Below are 24,055 nucleotides of genomic sequence, written 5' to 3'. Positions count from 1 at the left end.
GTACGAGTCATTCGGCGTGCCGCCGTTGACGCCGGTTCCTAGCGTGAGCTCATGAGCCACACAGTGATCTCCCGCCCCCGCACCGTCGTCAGCTGCACGCTGCTGTTGATAGCCCTCAGCGCGGGCGTCACCGCCTGCGGCTCCGACGGCAACCCACTGGCCGCCCGCCCCTACGACGCGGCCGACCAGATCTCCTTCAACGCCCCCGACGGGGGCCACCAGAAGGCCGACCCGGACAAGCCCCTGGAAGTCGTCGAGGACTCCGACGGGCGCATCACGGACGTCACGGCCCACGACGCCTCAGGACGCTACGTGGCGGGCGAACTCGCCGCCGACGGCAGCCGCTGGCACAGCACCTCCCCGCTCGCCGCCAACGCCAGCTACACGGTCCGCGTGAGCACCGAGGACGAGGACGGGGCGCCCGGCCGCAAGGTCGTCACCTTCGACACCGGCAAGCCCACCACCCAAAAGCGCCTGGACGTGACCTTCGGCCCCAAGACGGGCACCTACGGCGTCGGCCAGCCCGTCACCGCCGAGCTGAGCCAGCCCGTCAAGGACAAGGCCCAGCGGGCCGTCGTGGAGCGTGCCCTCAAGGTCTCCTCCACACCCGCCACCGACGGCGCCTGGCACTGGGTGGACGACAAGAAGCTGCACTACCGCCCGAAGGACTACTGGCCCGCCCAGGCCACCGTCCAGGTCCGCAGCAATCTGCAGGGCATCAAGATCGGCGACCGGATGTGGGGCGGCAAGGCCAAGCCGCTGACCTTCACCACCGCGGACAAGCTCATAGCCGTCACGGACGCCGCCGCCCACCAGATGACCGTCTACAAGAACGACGAGGTCATCCGGCAGATACCCGTCACCACGGGCAAGCCCGGCTACGACACCCGCAACGGCGTCAAGGTCGTCCTCGCCAAGGAGGGCACCGTCCGCATGACCAGCGCCAGCATCGGCTCCTCGGACTTCTACGACCTGGTCGTGCACCACTCGGTCCGGGTCACCAACAGCGGCGAGTACGTCCACGCCGCCCCCTGGTCGGTCGGCTCCCAGGGCTACGCCAACGTCAGCCACGGCTGCACCGGCATGAGCACCGAGAACGCCGCCTGGTTCTACGACACCGTCCGCGAGGGCGACATCGTCAAGGTCGTCAACTCCGGCGGAGACATGATGGCCCCGTTCGGCAACGGCTACGGCGACTGGAACCTCGACTGGGCGAAGTGGCGCACCGGCAGCGCCCTCCTGGGCGGCACCCCGGACGGCCCGACCGAGGCCGACAGGGCCCGCCTGAGGCCCCAGAGCGTCTAGACGCCTCGGGGGCGCGGGGCCGTACCGGGTATGCGGCTCCGCCGCGTGGGCGCGAACAACCCCCACGCGCCCGCAGTCGCCGAACGACAAGGCGCGAAGCCCCTCAGGCGTTCAAAGCCGCCTTGTCCCGCAACAGAGAAGCCAGCGCGGAGGCGAACTCCACCGGCTCCACCGGCAGCGTCACCGCCGCCTCCGCCCGGCTCCACGTCGCCAGCCACGCGTCCTGAGGCCGGCCGATCAGCAGCAGCACCGGCGGGCACTCGAACACCTCGTCCTTGATCTGCCGGCAGACGCCCATGCCCCCCATCGGCACGGCCTCGCCGTCCAGCACGCAGACGTCGACCCCACCCCGGTCCAGCTCCGTCAGTACCGCGGCGGGGGTCGCGCACTCCACGAACTCCACCAGGGGGACGTCCGGGGCCGGCCTCCGGCCCGTGGCGAGCCGCACCTGCTCTCGGGTGTTGGAGTCGTCGCTGTAGACCAGCACCGTGGCGGTCGGCTGCATTGTTCCTCCGTGACGTCAACGTCGTAAGGACAGGCCCGTTGGGCCGGATGCTACTCCCTTGAACACCACGTCAACACCGGTACGACCGGTGAAGACACTCCGAACGGCACCCCCCGGAGTGAGGGCGGGATAAGCGACCGACATAATGTCGGTCGTGGCGACAGCAACGACAGTAGAAACCGGGCACGCGCACCCGTCGGTCAATCGGCCGAACCTCACCAGCGTCGGAACGATCATCTGGCTGAGTTCCGAGCTGATGTTCTTCGCGGCCCTCTTCGCGATGTACTTCACCCTGCGATCGGTGACGGGTCCCGATCACTGGAAGGAGATGGCTGCCCATCTCAACTTCCCGTTCTCGGCGACGAACACCACCATCCTGGTGCTCTCCTCGCTCACCTGCCAGCTCGGCGTCTTCGCCGCCGAGCGCGGTGACGTGAAGAAGCTGCGGATGTGGTTCATCGTCACCTTCGTGATGGGTGCGATCTTCATCGGCGGTCAGGTCTTCGAGTACACGGAGCTGGTCAAGGACGCGGGCCTGTCCCTGTCCTCCGACCCGTACGGCTCGGTGTTCTACCTGACCACCGGCTTCCACGGCCTGCACGTGACGGGCGGTCTCATCGCCTTCCTGCTGGTCCTGGGCCGGACCTACGCGGCCAGTAGGTTCACCCACGAGCAGGCGACGGCCGCGATCGTCGTGTCCTACTACTGGCACTTCGTCGATGTCGTCTGGATCGGACTCTTCGCCACGATCTACATGATCAAGTAGCAGGGCCCGCATCCGCGCGTGCTCGACGAAGCGCGCATCCCAGAAGCATCGACGCAGAAGATCCTGACACCGGGGTAATCCGTGAAAAAGCTCTCCGCACGACGACGCCACCCGTTGGCGGCGCTCGTCGTCCTACTCCTCGCGCTGGCATGCACCGGGGGGCTGTACGCCGTGTTCGCACCCGCGGACAAGGCGCAGGCCGACGAAACCGCCCAGTCCCTCACCATCGAGGAGGGCAAGAAGCTCTACTCGGTCGGCTGCGCCAGTTGCCACGGCACCGGCGGTCAGGGCACCTCCGACGGCCCCAGCCTGGTGGGCGTGGGCGCCGCGGCCGTCGACTTCCAGGTGGGCACCGGCCGGATGCCGGCCGCCACCTCCCAGGGCCCCCAGGTCCCGGCGAAGAAGAACATCTACTCGCAGGCCGAGATCGACCAGCTCGCGGCGTTCATCGCCTCGCTGGGTGCCGGTCCGTCCGTCCCGACGGAGGAGCAGTACGGCCCCGAGGGCGCCGACATCGCCAAGGGCGGTGAGCTGTTCCGCACCAACTGCGCGCAGTGCCACAACTTCACCGGCAAGGGCGGCGCGCTGACGCACGGCAAGTACGCGCCGACCCTCGAGGGCGTCTCCCCGAAGCACATCTACGAGGCCATGCAGACCGGCCCGCAGAACATGCCGTCCTTCCCCGACACCACGCTGTCGGAGAAGAACAAGAAGGACATCATCGCGTACCTCGACGCGGTCAACAGCGAAAAGACCGAGAGCCCCGGTGGCCTCGAACTGGGTGGCCTCGGGCCGGTCAGTGAGGGCCTGTTCGGCTGGATCTTCGGTCTCGGCGGTCTGATCGCCGTCGCCGTGTGGGTCGCCGCCCGGACCGCAAAGGCCAAGAAGTCATGAGTAGCCAAGACATTCCAGAAGAGAACCTGCCTGCCGCGCAGTCCGCAGGCCATGACGAGCACGGGCACGGCGTGGTGAGCGTCGCGGACGACAAGAACCCGTTCGCGGACCCGGGCCTGCCGCCCCACGAGCACCGGGTCCAGGACATCGACGAGCGGGCCGCCAAGCGGTCCGAGCGTGCGGTCGCCCTGCTGTTCACGGTGTCGATGCTGGCCACCGTCGCCTTCATCGCCTCCTTCGTGGCGATCCCGGTCGACAAGGCGGTCTTCATCTTCCCGCTGGGCCACATCAGCGCGCTGAACTTCGCGCTGGGCCTGTCGCTCGGCATCGCGCTGTTCTGCATCGGCGCGGGCGCCGTCCACTGGGCGCGCACCCTGATGTCCGACGTGGAGGTCGCCGACGAGCGGCACCCGATCGAGGCGCCGCCCGAGGTCCGCGAGAAGGTCTTCGCCGACTTCAAGCAGGGTGCCAAGGAGTCCGCGCTCGGCCGCCGCAAGCTGATCCGCAACACGATGCTCGGCGCGCTCACGCTGGTGCCGCTCTCCGGCGTCGTGCTGCTGCGTGACCTCGGTCCGCTGCCCGGCACCAAGCTCCGCCACACGCTGTGGTCCAAGGGCAAGCTGCTCGTCAACATGAACACCAACGAGCCGCTGCGTCCGTCCGATGTCGCGGTCGGTTCGCTGACCTTCGCCAAGCCCGAGGGCCTGGAGGAGCACGACCACGACTTCCAGAACGAGATCGCCAAGGCCGCCCTGATGATCGTCCGGATCCAGCCGGAGGACATCAAGGACAAGCGCGAGCTCGCGTGGTCGCACCAGGGCATCGTCGCGTACTCGAAGATCTGCACCCACGTCGGTTGCCCGATCTCCCTGTACGAGCAGCAGACGCACCACGTGCTCTGCCCCTGCCACCAGTCCACCTTCGACCTCTCCGACGGTGCCCGAGTGATCTTCGGTCCCGCCGGTCACGCCCTGCCGCAGCTCCGCATCGGCGTGAACGACGAGGGCTACCTCGAGGCGCTCGGCGACTTCGAAGAGCCCGTCGGCCCTGCTTTCTGGGAGCGCGGATGAGCACTGCACAGAATCGCCGCAAGGCGCCCGCGGGTGAGCGGGTCGCCGACTGGGCCGACGGCCGCCTCGGGATCTACTCCCTGGCCAAGGCCAACATGCGCAAGATCTTCCCGGACCACTGGTCCTTCATGCTGGGTGAGATCTGCCTCTACAGCTTCATCATCATCATCCTCACGGGTGTGTACCTGACGCTGTTCTTCCACCCGTCGATGAACGAGGTGGAGTACCACGGCAGTTACGTCCCGCTCCAGGGGCAGCTGATGTCGGAGGCGTTCGCCTCGACCCTGGACATCAGCTTCGACGTCCGCGGCGGTCTGCTCATCCGGCAGATCCACCACTGGGCGGCGATCATCTTCCTCGCCGGCATGTTCGTGCACATGATGCGCGTCTTCTTCACCGGCGCGTTCCGCAAGCCGCGCGAGATCAACTGGCTGTTCGGCTTCCTGCTGTTCGTCCTGGGCATGTTCACCGGCTTCACCGGCTACTCGCTCCCGGACGACCTGCTCTCCGGCACCGGTGTCCGCTTCACGCAGGGCGCGATCCTGTCCGTGCCGATCGTGGGCACGTACATCTCGATGTTCCTGTTCGGCGGGGAGTTCCCGGGGACCGACTTCGTCGCCCGGTTCTACTCGATCCACATCCTGCTGCTGCCGGGCATCATGCTCGGGCTCGTGGTCGGCCACCTGATCCTGGTCTTCTACCACAAGCACACCCAGTTCGCGGGTCCCGGCCGGACCAACAAGAACGTGGTCGGCATGCCGCTGCTGCCGGTCTACATGGCCAAGGCCGGAGGCTTCTTCTTCCTGGTCTTCGGTGCCATCGCGGCCCTGGCCGGCATCGCGACGATCAACCCGATCTGGGTCCTCGGCCCGTACCGGCCCGACCAGGTGTCCACCGGTGCCCAGCCCGACTGGTACATGGGCTTCGCCGAGGGTCTGATCCGAGCCATGCCGGGCTGGGAGATCAACATCTGGGGTCACACGCTGGTCCTGGGCGTGTTCATCCCGCTGGTGCTCTTCGGTGTCTTCCTCGCGATCATCGCCCTGTACCCGTTCATCGAGTCCTGGGTCACCGGGGACAAGCGCGAGCACCACATCCTGGACCGGCCGCGCAACGCCCCGACCCGCACGGGTGTCGGTGTCGCCTGGGTCACCGGCTACATCATCATGCTGATCGGCGGTGGCAACGACATCGTCGCCACGCACTTCCACCTGTCGATCAACTCGGTGACCTGGTTCGTCCGGATCGGGTTCTTCCTCGGCCCGGTCATCGCCTTCGTCATCACCAAGCGCATCTGCCTCGGCCTGCAGCGCCGGGACAAGGAGAAGGTGCTGCACGGCCGCGAGTCGGGCATCATCAAGCGCCTGCCGCACGGTGAGTTCATCGAGGTGCACGAGCCGCTCAGCCAGGAGCAGATGTACACGCTCACGGCGCACGAGCAGTACAAGCCGGCCGAGATCGGCCCGACGGTCGACGAGAACGGTGTCGAGCGCAAGGTGAAGGGTTCCGAGAAGCTGCGCGCCAAGCTCAGCGACGCCTACTACGGCGAGGGTTCCCAGATCCCGAAGCCCACCGCCGAGGAGTACCGGGAGATCACGAGCGGCCACGGCCACCACTGATCACTGCTTCGCCACGCCACAGAAGGGCCCCGTCCGACGATCGGACGGGGCCCTTCGGCCTGCCCCGGGCTGGATAGGGTGGACCCCGTTGAGACTCTCGTCCCGTAGTGCGGGACGCCTGACCCTGGAGCGGCTTATGAGCGCTGTGACCCCCGCTGGAGGCGACACCGCGGCGGGCCGCTCCTGGCCCCTGCTGCTGAACGGCCTGCTGGACGGCAGGCACCTGAGCGCGGACGACACCGCCTGGGCGATGGACCGGATCATGCGCGGCGAGGCGACCGAGGCGCAGATCGCCGGGTTCGTCGTGGCTCTGCGTGCCAAGGGCGAGACCGTCGAGGAGATCAACGGCCTGGTCCGCACGATGTACGCGCACGCCAACGTGATCGAGGTGCCCGGGGCGACGGTCGACATCGTCGGCACCGGTGGCGACGGCGCGAAGACGGTCAACATCTCCACGATGTCCTCGATCGTCGTCGCCGGCACCGGCGCGAAGGTCGTCAAGCACGGCAACCGGGCCGCGTCCTCGGCGTCCGGGGCCTCCGACGTGCTGGAGAAGCTCGGCGTCAACCTGGAGCTGCCGCTGCACCGGGTCGCGGAGGTCGCCGAGGAGGCCGGGATCACCTTCTGCTTCGCGGTGAAGTTCCACCCGGCGCTGCGGCACGCGGGCGCCGCCCGCGGCCAGTTGGGCATCCGCACGGTGTTCAACGCCCTCGGCCCGCTCACCAACCCGGCCCGGGTCCGCGCCCAGGCCGTCGGGGTGGCGGACCCCCGCATGGCGCCGATCGTCGCGGGCGTCTTCGCCGAGCGCGGCAACTCGTCCCTGGTCTTCCGGGGCGACGACGGCCTCGACGAACTGACCACCACGGCCACCTCCCGGGTGTGGATCGTCCGGGACGGCACGGTCACCGAGGAGGCCTTCGACCCGCGCGACGTGGGCCTCGAACTGGTCCCCGTGGAGGCGCTGCGCGGCGCCGACGCCTCCTACAACGCCGAGGTCGCCCGGCGTCTGCTGGACGGCGAGCCGGGCCCGGTCCGCGAGGCGGTCCTGCTGAACTCGGCCGCGGCCCTGGCGGCCCTGGAGCCCACCGCCGCGCCCCTGGCCGAGCAGATCGGCGCCGGGATGGCCAAGGCGGCCGAGTCGATCGACTCGGGGGCGGCCAAGCGCACGCTGGAGCGCTGGGTGGCCGCGAGCAACGCGTAACGGATCCCGTTCGTGAAGGGACCGGCGTCCCGCGATCCGGACTCGGCTTGCGGGGCGCCGATCTTTTCGCGTACGTTCCTGAGCAGGTCATGAGTGACAGTCATGAGGCCCCGGCCGACTGTCCGGCAACCCTCCGTCCGTGGCGGGGTGCCCCGGGTGAGGACCGGGTCGTAGGCAGCGAGGTCTACGGCAAGCGCGTGACGAGGAGTCTTCCGTGAACCAGCGAATGCGATAGGGCCGCAGAGCCCCGCCTCCGCATCCCCCTTCTCCTTTCACCCCCGCTCGAGCCGTACGCGCTCGCGGGCGGATTCCACCTGCCTTCACGGGAGTTCCGTCATGTCTGTCTCCACCCTTGCCGCCGACCAGTCCGTTTGTGCCCCGCTGCCCGTTCTGGGACGAGACGTCACCGTGCCGCTCGTGACCGGCGGTGAGGTCACCTACGCCGCGCTCGACTACGCCGCCAGCGCCCCGGCGCTCCAGCGGGTCTGGGACGACGTCGCCGCGTACGCGCCGTACTACGGCAGCGTGCACCGCGGTGCCGGGTACCTGTCCCAGCTGTCGACCGACCTGTTCGAGAACGCCCGCCGGACCGTCGCCGGGTTCCTCGGCTGCCGCGCGGACGACCAGGTCGTGTTCACCCGGTCGACCACCGACTCCCTCAACCTCCTCGCCGCCGCGCTCCCCGCCGACTGCCAGGTCTTCGTCTACGAGACCGAGCACCACGCCTCCCTGCTGCCGTGGCGCAGCGCGCGGGTCACCTACCTCGACGCCCCGAGCAGCCCCCGGCAGGCTGTCGAGACCCTTGAGCGCGCCCTCGCCGACCGGGACCCCTACGGGCCGGCCCTCGTCTGCGTCACCGGCGCCTCCAACGTCACCGGCGAGCTGTGGCCCGTGCGGGAGCTCGCCGCGGCTGCGCACGCCCACGGCGCGCGGATCGTGCTCGACGCCGCCCAGCTGGCCCCGCACCACCCCGTGTCCGTCGCGGACCTCGACGTCGACTGGGTCGCCTTCTCCGGGCACAAGCTGTACGCGCCCTTCGGCTCCGGCGTCCTGGCCGGGCGGGCCGACTGGCTGCGCGCGGCCGAGCCGTACCTCGCGGGCGGCGGCGCCAGCCGCAAGGTCAGCCGGCGCGAGGACGGGGGAGTGGACGTGGAGTGGCACGACAGCGCCGCGCGCCACGAGGCCGGCTCGCCCAACGTCATCGGCGCCTACGCCGTCGCCTCGGCCTGCAAGGCGCTGTCCGAGGCGGGCTTCGACACCCTCGTCGCCCGGGAGCAGCACCTGGTCCGCACGGTGCGCGAGGGTCTCGCCGACGTCCCCGAGGTGCGGTTCCTCTCCCTCTTCGGGGACGACGCGCCGCGCGTCGGTGTGCTCTCCTTCGTCGTCGAGGGCTGGAACAGCTCCCACTTCGCCGCCGCCCTGTCCGCCGAGTACGGCATCGGCGTACGGGACGGGCTGTTCTGCGCCCACCCGCTGCTGCGCACGCTGCTCGGCAGTGACCCGCAGGCGCAGGGCGAGTGCGGGGCGCCCGACGCCGCGCCCGGGGAGAAGTCGCTCAACGCCATCCGGGTCAGCTTCGGCGCGGGCACGCCCGACGAGCACGTGGAGCGGTTCGTGCGGGCGGTGAAGGAGCTCGTGGCGGACGGGGCGAAGTGGAACTACCGCACCGAGGACGGCCGCTGCGTGCCGGACACCTCCGCCTGAGGCGGTCCTCCCCGGGGGGCGGGGACTAGTTGTCCAGGCCGATCGAGAACGCCGCCTCCAGGTCGTGCTGCGAGTACGTGCGGAACGCCACGTGTGTGTCGGTCCCCTCCACCCCGGGGATCTTGCTGATCCGGCCGGGGATGACCTCCGCCAGGTCCTCGTGCTCGCGCACCCGGACCATCGCGATCAGGTCGTAGGTGCCGGTGACCGAGAAGACCTCGCTGACGCTGTCCAGCGCCGCGATCGACTCGGCGATCTCGGGGATCCGGTCCACGCTGGTCTTGATCAGGACGATCGCGGTGATCACGGCTGGTTCTCTCCCTCGGGAGCCGGAGCAGGGGCGGCCTTCACTCTAGTGGGGCCGGTGGGGCGGCCGTAGCGGACCGACGCGTAGCCGAAGCCCAGACCGAAGCCGATCAGGTGGGCCAGGTAGGCCACCCCCGGCCCGTCCGAGGCCCGCCCCGCAGCCAGCCACTGCAACGCCGCCCAGAACGGCAGCACGACCCACGCGGGGAAGCGCACCGGCAGGAAGAACAGGAACGGCAGGAGACTGGTCACCCGGGCACGGGGAAACAGGTACAGGAACGCACCGAGGACCGCCGAGATCGCCCCTGAGGCACCGACCAGGGACTGCTCGGAGTCCGCGTTGGCGACGGCGTAGCCCAGCAGGGCCAGATAGCCACAGCCGACGTAGAACAGGGTGAACTGCACCCGTCCCATCCGCTCCTCGGTCATCGCCCCGAAGACGTAGAGGAAGAGCATGTTGCCGAGCAGGTGCACCCAGCTGCCGTGGACGAAGAGGGCCGTCGCGGGGGTGAGGGCCGACCCGGCGGACCCGTCCAGCAGCTCTTCGGGGATCACGCCCCAGCGCCGGAAGTAGGCCCGCTGCACGGCGAGCAGCTCGTCGCCCGTGCCGTACGCCGGGTTCAGGCCCGAGGCGGGTCCGGCCAGGAAGGCCAGGCAGCACAGGGCGATCAGGGTGTACGTCACCGGTGCCGACGACCCCCTGACCGATCGGCCGGCCCGGACGAGCGACGCACTCCACTTGCTGATCATGAATACAGAGCATGACGTAACCGGACGCAACCGCACAGACCGCCTCGCCGCCGTGGACGCGCGGGCGGCGAGGAGCCGCCAGGCCGTAGGGTTACGAGCCACACGCACCGGGGATGCCGGTCGCGTCACGGACACTAGAAGGAAAGAGAACAGGTCACGATGACGGTTCCCCTGCCGACCGCCGAGACGCGGTGGCGCTGCACCCTCTGCGGCAACCTCACGAGGTTCGACGTGACCCGCTCGTCGAAGGTCGTCGAGTACGTCCACCTCGATCTGGCCGGAGAGCCGAAGGTCGAGGAGCGCGAGGTGGTCAGTGAGACCATCGAGTCGGTGCGCTGCCGCTGGTGTAACGCGGTGGACCAGGTGGAACTCGTGGACAGGCCGGGCGCCGGCTCCTGAGGGGAGCGGGCCCGCACAGGCATTGGGGTGTGACGGATGGTGGAGACCACAGGCGGGGGGCCGGGCGACGGCGCCGCCGAGGTGCTCGACCGTCCGCTGCCCGACGGCGTGCGCCGCAGAGTGGTGCAGATCGTCTCCGACGGCTTCGGTTCGCTGACGGTCGGCGAGCTGCCCGCGCAGCTCAGGCAGTACGCCCGGTTCGCTCCGAACCGCCGGACCAAGTTCGCCGGCAACGCGATGGCGGCCGCGCTGGAGACCGATCCGCTGTTCCGCCAGCGCATCGGGGAGAAGCTCAGAGAGACCCAGCCGGAGCTGACCGGCGCTCTCGACTCAGGCTCCCCGCCCCCGGCCGCGGACCCGCTCGATGTGGCGGCCGCGGCCTACGTACTGCGGCCGGCCGGCTGGGTGAAGCTGGTCGCCGCCGCCGGCGAGGAGGCCCAGCGGGCCGACGCCGAACGTGCCGACGAGGAGAGCCGCGCCGAACTGGAGCGGCTGCGTGCCGAGCTCGAACGGGCCCGTGACCACACCCGGGCCGAGACCGAGCGGCTGCGCGCCGAGCTGGAATCGGCCAAGAAGGAAACCGAGACGCTGCACCGCAAGCTGCGCGCCGCCCTCAGCGACGTCAAGCGCGGCGAGGCCGCCCTGCGCAAGGCGCACGGCGAGATCGACGCCGTCCGCGCCGAGGGGCACGCCCAGGTGTCCGCGGCCGAGAGCGAGACCCGGCGGCTCAAGTCCCGGCTGAGCGAGACCGAGGCCGCACTGGAGGCCGCGCGCCGGGCCGCCCGCGAGGGCCGCAGTGTCGAGGACATGCGGGTGCGGCTGCTGCTCGACACCCTCCTGGACGCCACCCAGGGGCTCCGCCGCGAACTGGCCCTGCCGCCGGTGTCGGTGCGGCCCGCCGAGACCGTGGACGCCGTCGAGCCGGGCCGGATGACCCCCAAGGACATCGCCGCCCGCGCCCTGTCCGAGAACGACCCGCAGGTCCTCGACCAGTTGCTGGCGCTGCCCCAGGCCCATCTCGTCGTCGACGGTTACAACGTCACCAAGACGGGTTATCCGCAGATGCCGCTGGAGAAGCAGCGCCTGAGGCTGCTCGGGCAGCTCTCCCAACTGGCCGCGCAGAGCGGCGCCGAGGTGACCTGCGTCTTCGACGGCGCCGAGCTCGCCGCGCCGGTCCTGCTGGCCCCGCCGCGCGGCGTGCGGGTGCTGTTCTCGAAGCCGGGTGTCACGGCCGACGAGCTCATCCGTCAACTGGTGCGCGCCGAACCGCCGGGGCGCCCCGTCATCGTGGCGTCCACCGACCGCGAGGTCGCCGACGGAGTGGCCCGGGCCGGTGCCCGCCCGGTGGCCTCCGCCATGCTGCTCAAGCGCCTTTCGCGGGCCTAGGGGACGTACGCCCGGTGAGTAACCTCCGGGCGTGATGCCCGGTTTGGTGTGACCTGTGAGCCACGGTGAGTCAAGTGCGTCTCACCGCCTGTGAGTCCAGGGGAAAAGTTGGCCTACCGTGATGCAATTTTTCATCTGAGGATTTGAACTGATCACAGGAAGGTCACTAGGGTCGGGCCGAACCTCCGCTCGGGTGATCACTCATCGGGAGAGACGGCGGAGGGGCCAGAAGGAGCTTTTCACCCGTGGCGTCCCACCGTCGTCCGAAGCAGCCGAGCCGCGCACGTGTGACCGTGCTGACCACCGCCGCCGCCGCTGCCGTCGCTTTCAGCTCGCAGGCCGCCAACGCGGCCCCCAGTGAGAAGCCGAGCAAGGACGAGGTCAAGACCAAGGTCGACAAGCTCTACGAGGAGGCCGAGAAGGCCACCGAGAAGTACAACGGCGCCAAGGAGAAGCAGGAGAAGCTCCAGAAGGAGATCTCCACCATCCAGGACAACGTCGCCCGCGGCCAGGAAGAGCTCAACGAGCTCCGCGACAGCCTGGGCCTCGCCGCCGCGTCGCAGTACCGCACCGGCTCCATCGACCCCTCGGTACAGCTGTTCCTCTCCGCGAACCCCGAGGACTACCTCGACAAGGCCTCCACGCTCGACCAGTTGAGCAGCCAGCAGGTCGAGGCGCTGAAGAAGGTCCAGGAGAAGCAGCGCGAACTCGCCCAGGAGCGCGCCGAGGCCTCCGAGAAGCTCAAGGACCTCGCCTCCACCCGGACCGAACTCGGCGAGAAGAAGAAGGAAGTCCAGGGCAAGCTCTCCTCCGCGCAGAAGCTGCTCAACAGCCTCACCGCCGCCGAGAAGGCCGAACTGGCCGCCGAGCAGAGCCGCGCCAGCCGGGCCAGCGAGCGTGACGCCCTCGACGTGAACGTCCCGCCCGGCTCGGGCCGCGCCGCGGCCGCCTTCGCCTTCGCCAAGAGCCAGCTCGGCAAGCCCTACGTCTACGGCGCCACCGGCATGAGCTCCTTCGACTGCTCCGGCCTCACCTCCCGGGCCTACGCCTCCGCCGGCATCCAGATCCCGCGCACGTCCGAGGCCCAGTCCACGATCGGCACCAAGATCTATTCGACCAGCCAGCTCAAGGTCGGGGACCTGGTCTTCTTCTTCAACGACCTGCACCACGTCGGGCTCTACGCCGGCAACGGGCAGATCATCCACGCCCCGCGCACCGGCACGGTCGTCCGCTACGAGTCGATGGACACCATCGGCGGCCCGTTCATGTTCGGCGTCCGGGTCTGACGACCCCCTCCCGGACCCTGCCGGGCCGGGACACCGTGTCCGCCGTTCGGGCGAATCACCACAGCTCCGAGTGAGCCCGCGCCCCGCCATTGACCTGCGTCAGAGGCGGGGCGCACCGCTGCACACCCACGGATGGTCGTTGGCGGCCCCCGGCCGCGGGGCTACTGTCTGCCGCGTTCCAAGTCCGCCAGCGGAAGGAGAGCGGCTTCCCGTGGGGTCCCATCGCCGCCTTGCACCGTCCGGGTTCGACCGGGGCGCCGGTGCCGCCGTCAGCATCCTGTCCGTCGCAGCCGCCGCCCTGGGCGCGGCATCGGCCGGCGCCGCACCGCACGACGACACCCGGGCCACGGTGGACCGGCTCTTCGAGCAGGCCGAGAAGGCGACCGAGGCGTACAACGCGGCCGACGAGCGCGCCGACGTGCTACGCGACGCGGTCGGCACCGCCCGGGACCGCGTCGCCCGCCAGCAGCAGCGGGTCAACACCATGCGGGAGTCGCTCGGTTCGCTGGCCGGTGCCCAGTACCGCTCGGGCGGCATCGACCCGTCCCTGGCCCTGCTGCTCTCCGACGACCCGGCCGACTACCTCGACCACGCATCCCGGCTCGACCGACTCACCGCCCGCCAGGCCGGTGAGCTCAGGAAACTCCAGGACGCCATGCGCGAGCTCGCCCAGGACCGCGAGGACACCGCCGGCAAGCTCCGCGAACTGCAGAAGAGCCGCAAGGCCGTCGCCGCCCACAAGAAGACCGTCGAGCGGAAACTCGCCGCGGCCCGGCGCCTGCTCGACTCCCTGCCGGCCGCCGAACGCGACGCCTACGACCGTGCCTCCCGCTCCGGCCGTCCGGGCATGCCCGACCTCTTCGGCGCCACCGCGGCCTCGGGACGAGGGTCCGTCGCCGTCGCCGCCGCCCGCAGCGCCCTCGGCAAGCCCTACGTCTGGGGCGCCAACGGGCCCTCCGGCTTCGACTGTTCGGGCCTGATGCAGTGGTCGTACGCGCAGGCGGGGGTCTCCCTGCCGCGCACCTCGCAGGCCCAGCGGTACGCCGGCCGGCAGATCCCGCTGTCCGAGGCGCGCCCCGGCGACCTGGTCCTCTACCGGGGCGACGCCAGCCACGTCGGGATGTACATGGGCAACGGTCAGGTCATCCACGCCCCCTACCCCGGCGCACCCGTGCGCTACGACCCGGTCGGGATGATGCCGGTCTCCTCGGTCACCAGGGTCTGACCGGCACGGTCCGGCGCCCGTACGATCGAGAACGTGGCAGGTCGAAGGTCCAGTGCCGGGGCAGGCGCCGTTCTCCCGTCAAGGAGCGGCGTCAGGTGCGTGCTCTCGGCGTGCCGGCCGGAAGGCCTCGTACTGGACGTACTTGGGCTTTCGGCCGGCGCGGCGAGAGGGTGTGCCGGGCGTCGCGACGGGGCGAACGGTGCTTGCCGCGGCACTGGGTCCGCGCTGGTGGCGCTCGTCGTGCTGCTCGTCGCCCTGACGGGGTGCGGCGGGCGGCCCGCGGCCGACAGCGCCAGGGCCGACGTCCAGCGCCTCCTCGACCGGCGGGCCGCCGCGGTCCTCGACCGTGACGGGCGGGCCTTCGAACGGACGGGCAGCGCAGCGGACTTCGCCAGGCTGCGCGCGGTACCTGTGGCCGCGTGGTCCTACCGGGTGACCGCGCTGCACCGCACCGGAGACACGGCCACCGCCGACGCCGAACTGCGCTATCGCGTCGCCGGGTACGACCGGGCGCCGGTGACAACAGGACGCACCCTGCGGTTGCGCCGGGACGCGGACGGGCGGTGGGCCGTGACCGCCGACCGGCCCGCGAAGAAGTCCGCCCAGCAGCTGTGGGACCAGGGGACGGTGCAACTCGTCCGCGGGCACCACAGTCTCGTGCTCGGCGCCGGGCAGTCCGGGCAGTCGCTGCGGGACTTCGCGGACCTGGCCGACCGGGCGGTGCCGGCCGTCTCGGACGCGTGGGGCACGGACTGGAGCCGACGGGTCGTCGTGCTGGTGCCGAAGTCGGTGGAGGGGATGGCCGGGCTGCTCGGCTCGCCCGCCTCCTCCTACCGCGGGATCGCGGCGGTCACCACCGGTGAGACGGGCCCACGGGATCGGGCGCCGGCGGACCGGATCATCGTCAACCCGGACGCGTTCGCGCTCCTCGGCGGTCTGGGCGAGCAGGTCGTCGTCACCCACGAGACCACCCATGTCGCCACCCGGGCCCGCACCACCGCCGCCACACCCCTGTGGTTGTCCGAGGGGTACGCCGACTGGGTCGGCTACCGCGCCGCGGGCCGCACCCCCGCCGAGGCCGCGCCCGAGCTCGCCCGGGCCGTGCGCGAGGACCGGGTCCCCACCGCGCTCCCGGACGACGAGGACTTCGGCTTCACCGGCGACGCGAGCCGCCTGGCCCGCTCCTACGAGAGCGGCTGGACGGCCTGCCGGCTGATCGCCGACCGCTGGGGCGAGGCCCGGCTCGGCGCGTTCTACCGGGCCGTCGGGGAGCACCGCGAGCGGGCCGGGGCGGTGGAGGACGCGATGCGGAAGGAACTGGGGACGACGCCGGGGGCCTTCACACAGGAGTGGCAGACGTATCTGCGAGACCAACTGAGCTGACCTGCTGTTCGTGTTCGGCTTGCCGGCCGGATCGGCCCGGGGAGTGCTACCGGTCGGGCAGCCCGCGCCCTCACACCGCTCGCGCCCTCACCCCGCTCCCTCCAGCAGCTCGACGGCCTCCCGCAGCCAGGTCCGTTCCGCCTCGCCCGTCGCCCGGGCCACGCGCAGCATGCCCTGGCGGAACAGGTCGTCCGTCTGCTCGGCGCGGACCGGCTCGCCGGAGTCGTAGAAGAAGCTCGTCGGTGTCTCGAGGAAGTCCAAGCGGCGGCGCAGCACCGCGGCCTGCTCGGACCGGTCGGGCAGGTGGCGCAGGAACGCCAGGACCGTGTTGAAGCGGACGTGGTCGGTGATCTCCGTCTGCTTGGGGTCGCGCAGCCGGGCCAGCAGTTCCTCCCTGCCCTTGGTGGTGAGGGCGAGGATCCGGCGCGGGGCAGCGCTCGCGCCGGGCTCGGTGTGCTGGTCGAGCAGTCCCGCCGTGGTCAGCCGGGTGATCGCCGGGTAGAGCGCGCCGTCGCTCACCGGCCGGACGTGCCCGGTCAGCGCCTTGATGCGCTCCTTCAACTCGTACCCGTGCAGCGGCTCCTCGGCCAGGAAGCCCAGGATCGACAGCTCCAGCATGGTCCTCCTTGCGGGCGGGCGACACCGCATGTTACCTCTTAACGAGCTACCTCGAATCGAGATACCTCGGGTGGCGCGAACCGAGGTTCGTCAGGCCGCAGGGGGACCGCCACCGTGAACGTCCATCGCAGACAGCTCGTTCTGCTCGCCCGCCCCGTCTACTTCTCGCTCCTCGCCTCGGTCGCCGCCGGGATCATCAACACCGTGTGGGTCGCCCGGCTGGGCGGTCCGGCCGTGGCCGCCGTGGCCGTCGCGACCACCACGGAGAACGTGCTGCTCGGCATCGCCCTGGTCTTCGGCTCCGGCACCACCGTGCTCGTCGCCCACGCCCGGGGCGCCCACGACCCCGCAGGCGTGCGGGCCGCCGTCCGGGGCGGATGGGTGCTGTGGGCGCTGGTGACACCCCTGGTGGTGGCGGGCGGCTTGCTCGCCCGTGAACCGCTGGCGCGGCTGGTGCTGGGTGGCACGGACAGCGCCGCGCTCCCGCTCACCGTCGCCTACTTCACGCTCTCCCTGCCGGGCATGGCCGTCTTCTTCGCCCAGCAGCTCGTCGACGGCCTCCTCAAGGGCGCCGGCGACACCCGCACCCCGATGCGGCTCGCGCTGCTGTCCAACGGCCTGGTCCTGGCCCTGGACCCGCTCCTCATCCACCTCCACGGCGTCCGGGGCGCCGCGGCCGCCACGGTGCTGGCCCGGTGCGTGGCACTCGGCGCGGGACTCCTTGTGCTGCGGCGCGACCCCCTGCTGCGCGCGGCGCGCCGGGCCGCACCCGGGGAGGCACTGGCCGTCTCGCTGCGCCGGACGCTGACGACCGGACTGCCGATGTCCGCCGACTTCACCGTGCGGCAGACGGGCGCCCTGGTCCTGGTCGCGATCGTGGCGCGGCTCGGCGTGACGGCGGTGGCCGCGTACGCGATCGCCTACAAGGCCCTGTACGTGGCGACCATGGCCTTCTACGCCGTTCGTCAAGCCGCCGCCATCCACACCGCCCACCTGCGCGGGGCGGGGCGGGACGCGCGGCGGGGGATCGGGCGGCAGGCCGTGCTCCTCTCCGCGGCGCTCGGCCTCACCGCGGCCGTGCTGCTGGCCGCCTGCGCCCCCTGGATCATGGCCGCCTTCGGCGCCGGCACCGCGGTCGCGCACGAGGGCGTGCTGTTCTTGCGCTGCGTCGGGCCCTACCTCGTACTCATGGCGGGCCTCATCGCGCTCGGCGGGGTCTTCGAGGGCAGCGGAGGCGCCTCGGTGCTCCTGCGCGTCACCGCCCTCGGAACGGCGGTCCAGCTGGCACTCGCGTACGCACTGACAGGGCTCGGGCTGCCCGGGGTGTGCCTGGCGCTGGCGCTCGCGACGGCGATGCAGTGCGTCCTGGCGGGGATGCTGTTCCGGCGGGCCCCGGCTCAGGAGGAGACGGGGGTCTCGTCGGCGCGGGTCGGCTGAGGGGGCACCGGGGCCGGCGGTGCGACGGACGGTACGGTCGCCCGCCACAGGGCCCGGGCCGCGATCAGGGCGGCGGCCACCAGCAGGCCGTTGCGCAGGAACAGCAGGGCGATGCCGAGGCCGTTGCTCGCCACCACGTCGGCGAAGTAGAACGGGAACTCCAGCACCGTCACGAAGCACGCGACCAGCACCAGCACGACCGGCAGCCGCATCCGGCTGCCGGGGTGGTACAGGCACACCGCCGCGAGACCCACCAGCCACACCATGTACTGCGGGCTGATCACCCGGCTGGTGGTGGTGAACATCAGCACCGCCACGAAGGCCGCGTCGGCCGGCGTGTGCTCCTCGAAGCGCCGCGCCAGCAGCCGCCACAGCACCAGCCAGCCGAAGGCCGCGCCCGTCAGGAACAGCGCGCCTGTGCTCACCTCGCTCACATACGGCCCGAGGAACTCGATCGAGCCGTAGTTCAGCTTGACCTCGCCCTGCCAGCCGAAGTGCCGGGCGACATGGAAGACCAGCGCGCCCAGCGACTCCACCTCGGTGCCCCGGTCGCGCTGGAAGGTCAGGAAGGCGAACGCGCCGGGCATGGCCAGGGCGAACGCGCCCGTCACGGCGATGCCGGTCACCAGGGCCGACACCCAGGCGCTGCGGCGCCGGGCGGCCAGCAGCAGCATCGCCGGCCAGACCTTCAGCAGCGCGGCGAAGGCGGCCAGGGCCCCCATGGTCCTCGGGTGCCGGGCGCCCGCGAGCAGCGCGGCCATGGCCACCGCCGTGACCATCACGTCGTAGCGGGCGTACACGGTCGGCCCGAGCAGCGGCACGCCGATCACCCACACCCAGGCACCGCGCAGCGACCGGCCCGGACGGCGTCCCGCGAAGGCCATGAGGGCCAGTACGGCCAGGTCGGTGACGCAGACCAGCACGAAGAACGCCGTCGCGTAGTCCAGGAAGGGCAGCAGGCCGGGGGAGAGGATCGCCAGGGCGGCGGCTGGCGGGTACTGCCAGGTGACGTCGGCCAGGGGGAAGGTCCCGGTGCTCAGGACGTGGTACCAGCCCTGGTAGATCACCTGGACGTCGCTCGTGACGTCCGGGCCCGGGAAGACGTACACCTTCAGGACGAACAGCAGCAGCAACAGCCTCGTGAGACACCAGACCACCGGCAGCCATGCCAGGGACCGCCTCGTGCCCGTCGTCTTCACGTGATTCCTGCCCGTTCGCGATGCCGTGTTGATGGGGCCATGATGGGCCCGTCAGCTGTGAGCGTGCCACACCTGCCGCCGGGGACGGCGGCGAGGGCGGTTGGATAGGGTCGGCGGCGTGCGCAAGACCCTGATCGTGACGAACGACTTTCCGCCCCGCCCCGGGGGCATCCAGGCGTTCCTGCACAACATGGCGCTGCGGCTGGACCCGCAGCAGCTGGTCGTCTACGCCTCGACCTGGAAGCGGAGCAGGGAGGGCGTCGAGGCCACCCGTGCCTTCGACGCCGAGCAGCCCTTCACCGTCGTACGGGACCGTACGACCATGCTGCTGCCGACGCCGGGCGCCACCCGGCGGGCCGTCGGGCTGCTGCGGGAGCACGGCTGCACCTCGGTGTGGTTCGGTGCCGCCGCCCCGCTCGGCCTGATGGCACCGGCCCTGCGCACGGCGGGCGCCGAGCGGCTGGTCGCCACCACGCACGGCCACGAGGCCGGCTGGGCGCAGCTGCCCGCCGCCCGGCAGCTGCTGCGCCGGATCGGCGACGCCACGGACACGATCACCTACCTCGGCGAGTACACCCGTTCGCGCATCGCCTCCGCCCTGACGCCCGAGGCGGCCGCCCGGATGGCGCAGTTGCCGCCCGGCGTGGACGAGAAGACCTTCCACCCCGGCTCGGGCGGTGACGAGGTCCGGGCCCGGCTCGGCCTGACGGACCGCCCGGTGGTGGTGTGCGTCTCCCGGCTGGTGCGGCGCAAGGGGCAGGACACGCTGATCCGGGCCATGCCCCGCATCCTGGCGGCCGAGCCCGACACCGTCCTGCTGATCGTCGGCGGCGGCCCCTACGAGCAGGACCTGCGACGGCTCGCGCACGAGACCGGCGTCGCCTCCGCGGTCCGCTTCACCGGGGCCGTGCCCTGGTCCGAGCTGCCCGCCCACTACGGTGCCGGCGACGTCTTCGCGATGCCGTGCCGCACCCGCCGCGGCGGCCTCGACGTCGAGGGCCTCGGCATCGTCTACCTGGAGGCCTCCGCGACGGGCCTCCCGGTCGTGGCCGGCGACTCGGGCGGAGCCCCGGACGCGGTCCTCGACGGCGAAACGGGCTGGGTGGTGCGCGGCGGCTCCCCCGAGGAGGCAGCCGACCGCATCACGGCCCTCCTCGGCGACGCGGAACTGCGCCGCAGGATGGGGGAACGGGGCAGGGAGTGGGTCGAGGAGAAGTGGCGCTGGGACCTGCTCGCGGAGCACCTAAAAGACTTGCTCTAGAGCAATCGCCCCCTAAGGGGCGCGGGGAACTGCGCGACAAGCCACAGACAGGCCGCACCCGCCCACAAGGATCAAGCCGCACCCCACTAGGCGGAACGCAAAAATCCGCCGATGCTGCGCGCATGACAGTAAAACTGATGCAGCGTCAGCTGACAAGACGTCACATCCTCGGCATGGCAGCCCTGCAGACCGCAGCCACCCTCGGCTTCACCCGCATCGGCCTCCAAAGCGCCCGAGCCGCCCAGCCCGACGCAGTCGACTCCGCCCCCGCCATCGTCGTCGGCTCCGGTTACGGCGGAGCGGTCGCCGCCCTCCGCCTCGCCCAGGCCGGCATCCGCACCCTCGTCCTGGAGATGGGCCGCCTCTGGAACACCGCGGGGCCCGACGGCAAGGTCTTCTGCACCACCAGCGCACCCGACCACCGCTCCATGTGGTTCCGCACCCGCACCGAGGCGCCCCTCGGCACGTTCCTCTGGCTGGACGTCGTCAACCGGGACATCGGCCGCTACCCGGGCGTCCTGGACCGCGTGCACTTCGACCAGATGTCCGTCTACGTCGGCCGGGGCGTCGGCGGCGGCTCCCTGGTCAACGGGAGCATGGCGGTCACCCCGTCCCGGTCGTACTTCGCGGAGCAGTTCCCCACCGTCGACGCCGACGAGATGTACGGCACGTACTTCCCGCGCGCCCGCGCCGCCCTCGGCGTCAACAGCGTCGACCCGGCCTGGTTCGAGTCGACGGAGTGGTACCGCTTCACCCGCGTCTCCCGCAAGCACGCCGAGAAGGCCGGCCTGCGGACCACCTTCGTGCCGAGCGTCTACGACTTCGGCCACATGCAGCGCGAGGCGGCCGGCACCGCCCCGAAGTCGGCGCTCGGCGGCGAGGTCATCTACGGCAACAACCAGGGCAAGCGCAGCCTCGACAAGACGTACCTCGCCGCCGCGCTCGGCACAGGCAACGTCACCCTCCACACCCTGGAGAAGGTGCGCGCGATCAGCCGCGCCCCGGACGGCACCTACGTCCTGACCGCCGAACGCATCGACGAGACCGGCAAGGTCGTCGCGACCAAGGAGTACGGCTGTACGTACCTCTTCCTCGGCGGCGGCAGCATCGGCACCACCGAACTGCTGCTGCGCGCCCGGGAGACGGGCACCCTGCCCGACCTCGACGCCCGGGTCGGCGCCGGCTGGGGCACCAACGGCAACGTGATGCTCGGCCGGGCCAACCACCTGTGGGACACGGTCGGGGCCAACCAGTCGACCATGCCGGTCATGGGCATCGACGACTGGGCCAACACCGCCAACCCGGTGTTCGCCGAGATCGCCCCGCTGCCGACGGGCCTGGAACACTGGGTGAGCCTCTACCTGGCGATCACCAGGAACCCGGAGCGGGCGTCCTTCTCCTACGACACCGGCTCGGACCGGCTGCGGCTCGGCTGGACGGCCGCGCACTCCGCGGTCTCCGTCGCCATGGCCAAGAGGCTCTTCGACCGCATCAACGCGGCCAACGCGACGATCTACCGCTACGACCTGTTCGGTTCGAGGAGCAAGGTCTTCGCCGACGACTTCACGTACCACCCGCTGGGCGGCTGCGTGCTGGGCAGGGCGACGGACGACTACGGGCGGGTCCGCGGATATCCCCGGCTGTACGTCACCGACGGCTCGCTCGTGCCCGGGTCGCTCGGGGTGAACCCCTTCGTGACCATCACCGCGCTCGCCGAACGCACGATGGCGCGGGTCCTCGCCGAGGACACCGCGCCCTAGGGCGACCGGGAGGTCACTTCGCGTAGATCGCCTCGATCTCGTGCGCGTAGTCCTTCGCCACCACGTTCCGCTTCAGCTTCAGCGACGGCGTCAGGTGGCCCGACTCCTCCGTGAACTGGGAGGACAGAATGCGGAACTTCCGCACCGATTCCGCCTTCGACACCGCGGCGTTGCCGTCGTCGATCGCCGCCTGGACCGCGGCCAGCAGGTCCGGGTCCTCGCTCAGCGACGCCGCGGTGGCACCCGCCGGCTTGCCGTGGTCGGAGCACCAACGGCCAAGGAACTCCTCGTCGATGGTGACCAGCGCGCCCACGAACGGCCGCCCGTCGCCCACCACCATGCACTCCGCGACCAGCGCGTGCGCCCGGATGCGGTCCTCGATCACGGCCGGGGCGACGTTCTTGCCGCCCGCGGTGACGATGATCTCCTTCTTGCGCCCGGTGATCCGCAGGTAGCCGTCCTCGTCGAGGGTGCCGACGTCACCGGTGTGGAACCAGCCGTCGGCCAGCGCCTCGGCGGTCGCGGCGGGGTTGTTCCAGTACTCCTTGAACAGGTGCTCGCCGTGCAGCAGCACCTCGCCGTCGTCGGCGATCCGCACCACCGAGCCGGGCAGCGGCTGGCCGACCGTGCCGATCTTCTGCCGGTCCCACGGGTTGAACGCCGTCGCCGCGCAGGACTCGGTCAGGCCGTAGCCCTCCAGGACCGTGAAGCCGATGCCGCGGAAGAAGTGGCCGAGGCGCTCGCCCAGCGGCGCGCCGCCGGAGATGGCGTACTCGCCCCGGCCGCCCAGGACGGCGCGGAGCTTGCTGAAGACGAGCTTGTCGAACGTCTTGTGCTTGATCCGCAGGCCGAACGACGGGCCCGCGGGCGTGTCCAGCGCCTTGCTGTATGCGATGGCGGTGTCGGCGGCCTTGTCGAAGATCTTGCCCTTGCCGTCGGCCTGGGCCTTGGCGCGGGCCGAGTTGTAGACCTTCTCGAAGACCCGCGGCACACCGAGGATCAGCGTCGGACGGAACGCGGCCAGCTCGTCGGTGAGGTCCTTGATGTCCGGGACCGTGCCGAGCTTGATCGGCGCCATCATGGGCGCGATCTGCACCAGCCGGCCGAAGACGTGCGCGAGCGGCAGGAAGAGCAGCACCGAACACTCGCCGGTGCGGAACAGCGGACGCAGCCGCTCCACGATGTTGCCGCACTCCGCGAAGAAGCTGCGGTGGGTGAGCACACAGCCCTTGGGGCGGCCGGTGGTGCCGGAGGTGTAGACGATGGTGGCGGGGTCGTCGGCCTTGGCGAACGAGCCGCGCTCCTCGACCGTCTCGTCGGTGACGTCCTGGCCGAGCCGGCCCAGTTCGTCGATGCCGCCGCCGTCGATCTGCCACACGTGCTTCAGCGCCGGCAGCCGGTCGCGCACCGACTCGACGGCGGCCGTGTGGGCGTCCGACTCCACGACACAGGCCGTCGCGCCCGAGTCGCCGAGGATCCACAGCACCTGCTCCGCCGAACTGGTCTCGTACACCGGCACGGTCACCGCGCCCGCGCTCCAGATGGCGAAGTCCATCAGCGTCCACTCGTACCGGGTGCGGGACATCAGACCCACCCGGTCGCCCGGCTGCACCCCGGCGGCGATCAGGCCCTTCGCCGCCGTGTGGACCTCGGCGAGGAACGTGGTGGCGGTGACGTCCTGCCAGCTGCCGCCGACCTTGCGGGCGATCACGGCGACGTCCGGGTGCTGCGCGGCGTTTCTGCGGACGATGTCGGTCAGATTTCCGTCGGCAGGGACCTCGTACAAAGCCGGAAGGCTGAACTCGCGCAAGACTGCTGCTCCTCATAGGGCGCCGGCGCCACGACGGTGTGTGCTGCGACGGTGCGGTCCAAGGCTCGGGGAAGTGCTCGCGCATTCACTTGTTGAAATGCGCAGCACGACTGGACTGGCCGGACGTTACCCGCCGGTATGGCTTCTACGACAGGGGGTCCCGTCGAGATG

21 protein-coding genes and 1 riboswitch are annotated in these 24,055 nt (G+C 71.0%); of the genes, 15 read left to right on the top strand and 6 right to left on the bottom strand.

Translation table 11 applies throughout. The features are described 5' to 3' along the window. The first annotated feature begins 51 nt into the window (after nt 1-51). Nucleotides 52-1,305 (top strand): Ig-like domain-containing protein, encoded by a 1,254-nt coding sequence (locus ACFZDI_RS29180; RefSeq protein WP_234750420.1) that lies wholly within the window; start codon nt 52-54, stop codon nt 1,303-1,305. 103 nt (nt 1,306-1,408) lie between these two features. On the opposite strand, the gene ACFZDI_RS29175 is transcribed toward ACFZDI_RS29180, so the two are convergent. Then, nucleotides 1,409-1,810 (bottom strand): hypothetical protein, encoded by a 402-nt coding sequence (locus ACFZDI_RS29175; RefSeq protein ID WP_234750422.1) that lies wholly within the window; start codon nt 1,808-1,810, stop codon nt 1,409-1,411. Nucleotides 1,811-1,955: 145 nt separating this feature from the next. Here ACFZDI_RS29175 and ACFZDI_RS29170 point away from each other — a divergent pair, with 145 nt between their 5' ends. The 6 genes from ACFZDI_RS29170 to ACFZDI_RS29145 all read left to right on the top strand — a co-directional run bounded on the left by ACFZDI_RS29170 (nt 1,956) and on the right by ACFZDI_RS29145 (nt 9,064). Next, on the top strand, nt 1,956-2,576 hold the full coding sequence (locus ACFZDI_RS29170) for a heme-copper oxidase subunit III (RefSeq protein WP_003989683.1): 621 nt from the start codon (nt 1,956-1,958) through the stop codon (nt 2,574-2,576). Between the two features lie 81 nt (nt 2,577-2,657). Then, nucleotides 2,658-3,470 carry a c-type cytochrome gene (locus ACFZDI_RS29165; protein ID WP_234750423.1) on the top strand — a complete coding sequence of 271 codons (813 nt, stop codon included), beginning with the start codon at nt 2,658-2,660 and terminating at the stop codon, nt 3,468-3,470. Beyond that, entirely contained in the window at nt 3,467-4,540 is a 1,074-nt protein-coding gene (locus tag ACFZDI_RS29160) for a Rieske 2Fe-2S domain-containing protein (RefSeq protein WP_391254367.1), read from the top strand. The genes ACFZDI_RS29165 and ACFZDI_RS29160 overlap by 4 nt, the downstream gene beginning before the upstream one ends. Beyond that, the gene (locus ACFZDI_RS29155) at nt 4,537-6,159 is read left to right on the top strand and encodes a cytochrome bc complex cytochrome b subunit (protein WP_234750425.1); all 1,623 of its coding nucleotides are present in this window, start codon (nt 4,537-4,539) and stop codon (nt 6,157-6,159) included. Before ACFZDI_RS29160 ends, ACFZDI_RS29155 begins: the two co-directional genes overlap by 4 nt. Nucleotides 6,160-6,295: 136 nt before the next feature. After that, nucleotides 6,296-7,360 carry an anthranilate phosphoribosyltransferase gene (trpD, locus tag ACFZDI_RS29150; protein ID WP_361120207.1) on the top strand — a complete coding sequence of 355 codons (1,065 nt, stop codon included), beginning with the start codon at nt 6,296-6,298 and terminating at the stop codon, nt 7,358-7,360. 85 nt (nt 7,361-7,445) lie between these two features. Next, a riboswitch (SAM riboswitch) is annotated at nt 7,446-7,562 on the top strand. Nucleotides 7,563-7,696: 134 nt separating this feature from the next. Continuing rightward, nucleotides 7,697-9,064 carry an aminotransferase class V-fold PLP-dependent enzyme gene (locus ACFZDI_RS29145; protein WP_391254363.1) on the top strand — a complete coding sequence of 456 codons (1,368 nt, stop codon included), beginning with the start codon at nt 7,697-7,699 and terminating at the stop codon, nt 9,062-9,064. 25 nt (nt 9,065-9,089) lie between these two features. Here ACFZDI_RS29145 and ACFZDI_RS29140 read toward each other — a convergent pair whose 3' ends face one another. Next, a complete protein-coding gene (locus tag ACFZDI_RS29140; protein ID WP_107458443.1) occupies nt 9,090-9,371 on the bottom strand; it encodes an Lrp/AsnC family transcriptional regulator in 282 nt (93 codons plus the stop codon). Continuing rightward, nucleotides 9,368-10,120: a rhomboid family intramembrane serine protease gene (locus tag ACFZDI_RS29135; protein WP_234750428.1), complete on the bottom strand. Its 753-nt coding sequence runs from the start codon at nt 10,118-10,120 to the stop codon at nt 9,368-9,370. The genes ACFZDI_RS29140 and ACFZDI_RS29135 overlap by 4 nt, the downstream gene beginning before the upstream one ends. Nucleotides 10,121-10,279: 159 nt before the next feature. On the opposite strand from ACFZDI_RS29135, the gene ACFZDI_RS29130 reads away from it, so the two are divergent. The 5 genes from ACFZDI_RS29130 to ACFZDI_RS29110 all read left to right on the top strand — a co-directional run bounded on the left by ACFZDI_RS29130 (nt 10,280) and on the right by ACFZDI_RS29110 (nt 15,799). Further along, a complete protein-coding gene (locus ACFZDI_RS29130; RefSeq protein ID WP_033327390.1) occupies nt 10,280-10,519 on the top strand; it encodes a hypothetical protein in 240 nt (79 codons plus the stop codon). A gap of 36 nt (nt 10,520-10,555) precedes the next feature. Then, the gene (locus ACFZDI_RS29125) at nt 10,556-11,905 is read left to right on the top strand and encodes an NYN domain-containing protein (RefSeq protein WP_391254357.1); all 1,350 of its coding nucleotides are present in this window, start codon (nt 10,556-10,558) and stop codon (nt 11,903-11,905) included. Between the two features lie 245 nt (nt 11,906-12,150). Further along, nucleotides 12,151-13,191 carry an NlpC/P60 family protein gene (locus ACFZDI_RS29120; protein ID WP_391254354.1) on the top strand — a complete coding sequence of 347 codons (1,041 nt, stop codon included), beginning with the start codon at nt 12,151-12,153 and terminating at the stop codon, nt 13,189-13,191. Between the two features lie 211 nt (nt 13,192-13,402). Continuing rightward, nucleotides 13,403-14,416, top strand: coding sequence for an NlpC/P60 family protein (locus ACFZDI_RS29115; RefSeq protein WP_391254351.1), 1,014 nt, complete (start codon nt 13,403-13,405; stop codon nt 14,414-14,416). 225 nt (nt 14,417-14,641) lie between these two features. Then, nucleotides 14,642-15,799 carry a hypothetical protein gene (locus ACFZDI_RS29110; RefSeq protein ID WP_391254526.1) on the top strand — a complete coding sequence of 386 codons (1,158 nt, stop codon included), beginning with the start codon at nt 14,642-14,644 and terminating at the stop codon, nt 15,797-15,799. An 87-nt stretch (nt 15,800-15,886) separates the two neighbouring features. Here the strand turns inward: ACFZDI_RS29110 and ACFZDI_RS29105 are convergent, their stop codons facing one another. After that, nucleotides 15,887-16,417, bottom strand: a complete 531-nt coding sequence (locus ACFZDI_RS29105) for a PadR family transcriptional regulator (protein WP_234750436.1) — start codon at nt 16,415-16,417, stop codon at nt 15,887-15,889. 114 nt (nt 16,418-16,531) lie between these two features. Between ACFZDI_RS29105 and ACFZDI_RS29100 the strand changes: the two genes are divergently transcribed. Continuing rightward, nucleotides 16,532-17,854 carry an MATE family efflux transporter gene (locus tag ACFZDI_RS29100; RefSeq protein ID WP_234750438.1) on the top strand — a complete coding sequence of 441 codons (1,323 nt, stop codon included), beginning with the start codon at nt 16,532-16,534 and terminating at the stop codon, nt 17,852-17,854. Here the strand turns inward: ACFZDI_RS29100 and ACFZDI_RS29095 are convergent. Then, complete coding sequence (locus ACFZDI_RS29095; protein WP_391254347.1) at nt 17,815-19,053, bottom strand: glycosyltransferase 87 family protein; 1,239 nt, start codon at nt 19,051-19,053, stop codon at nt 17,815-17,817. The genes ACFZDI_RS29100 and ACFZDI_RS29095 overlap by 40 nt on opposite strands. 118 nt (nt 19,054-19,171) lie before the next feature. Here ACFZDI_RS29095 and ACFZDI_RS29090 point away from each other — a divergent pair, with 118 nt between their 5' ends. Together ACFZDI_RS29090 and ACFZDI_RS29085 are read left to right on the top strand one after the other, a co-directional pair. Further along, the gene (locus tag ACFZDI_RS29090) at nt 19,172-20,314 is read left to right on the top strand and encodes a glycosyltransferase (RefSeq protein ID WP_391254344.1); all 1,143 of its coding nucleotides are present in this window, start codon (nt 19,172-19,174) and stop codon (nt 20,312-20,314) included. A 173-nt stretch (nt 20,315-20,487) separates the two neighbouring features. Next, nucleotides 20,488-22,074, top strand: a complete 1,587-nt coding sequence (locus tag ACFZDI_RS29085) for a GMC oxidoreductase (protein ID WP_234750442.1) — start codon at nt 20,488-20,490, stop codon at nt 22,072-22,074. 13 nt (nt 22,075-22,087) lie between these two features. On the opposite strand, the gene ACFZDI_RS29080 is transcribed toward ACFZDI_RS29085, so the two are convergent. After that, nucleotides 22,088-23,884 carry an AMP-binding protein gene (locus tag ACFZDI_RS29080; protein ID WP_391254341.1) on the bottom strand — a complete coding sequence of 599 codons (1,797 nt, stop codon included), beginning with the start codon at nt 23,882-23,884 and terminating at the stop codon, nt 22,088-22,090. Between the last annotated feature and the right edge of the window lie 171 nt (nt 23,885-24,055).

The organism is Streptomyces sp. NPDC007907 (genome assembly GCF_042959365.1).
Taxonomy (GTDB): Bacteria; Actinomycetota; Actinomycetes; order Streptomycetales; family Streptomycetaceae; genus Streptomyces; species Streptomyces indiaensis.
This window is presented reverse-complemented; position numbering and strand designations above follow the sequence as displayed.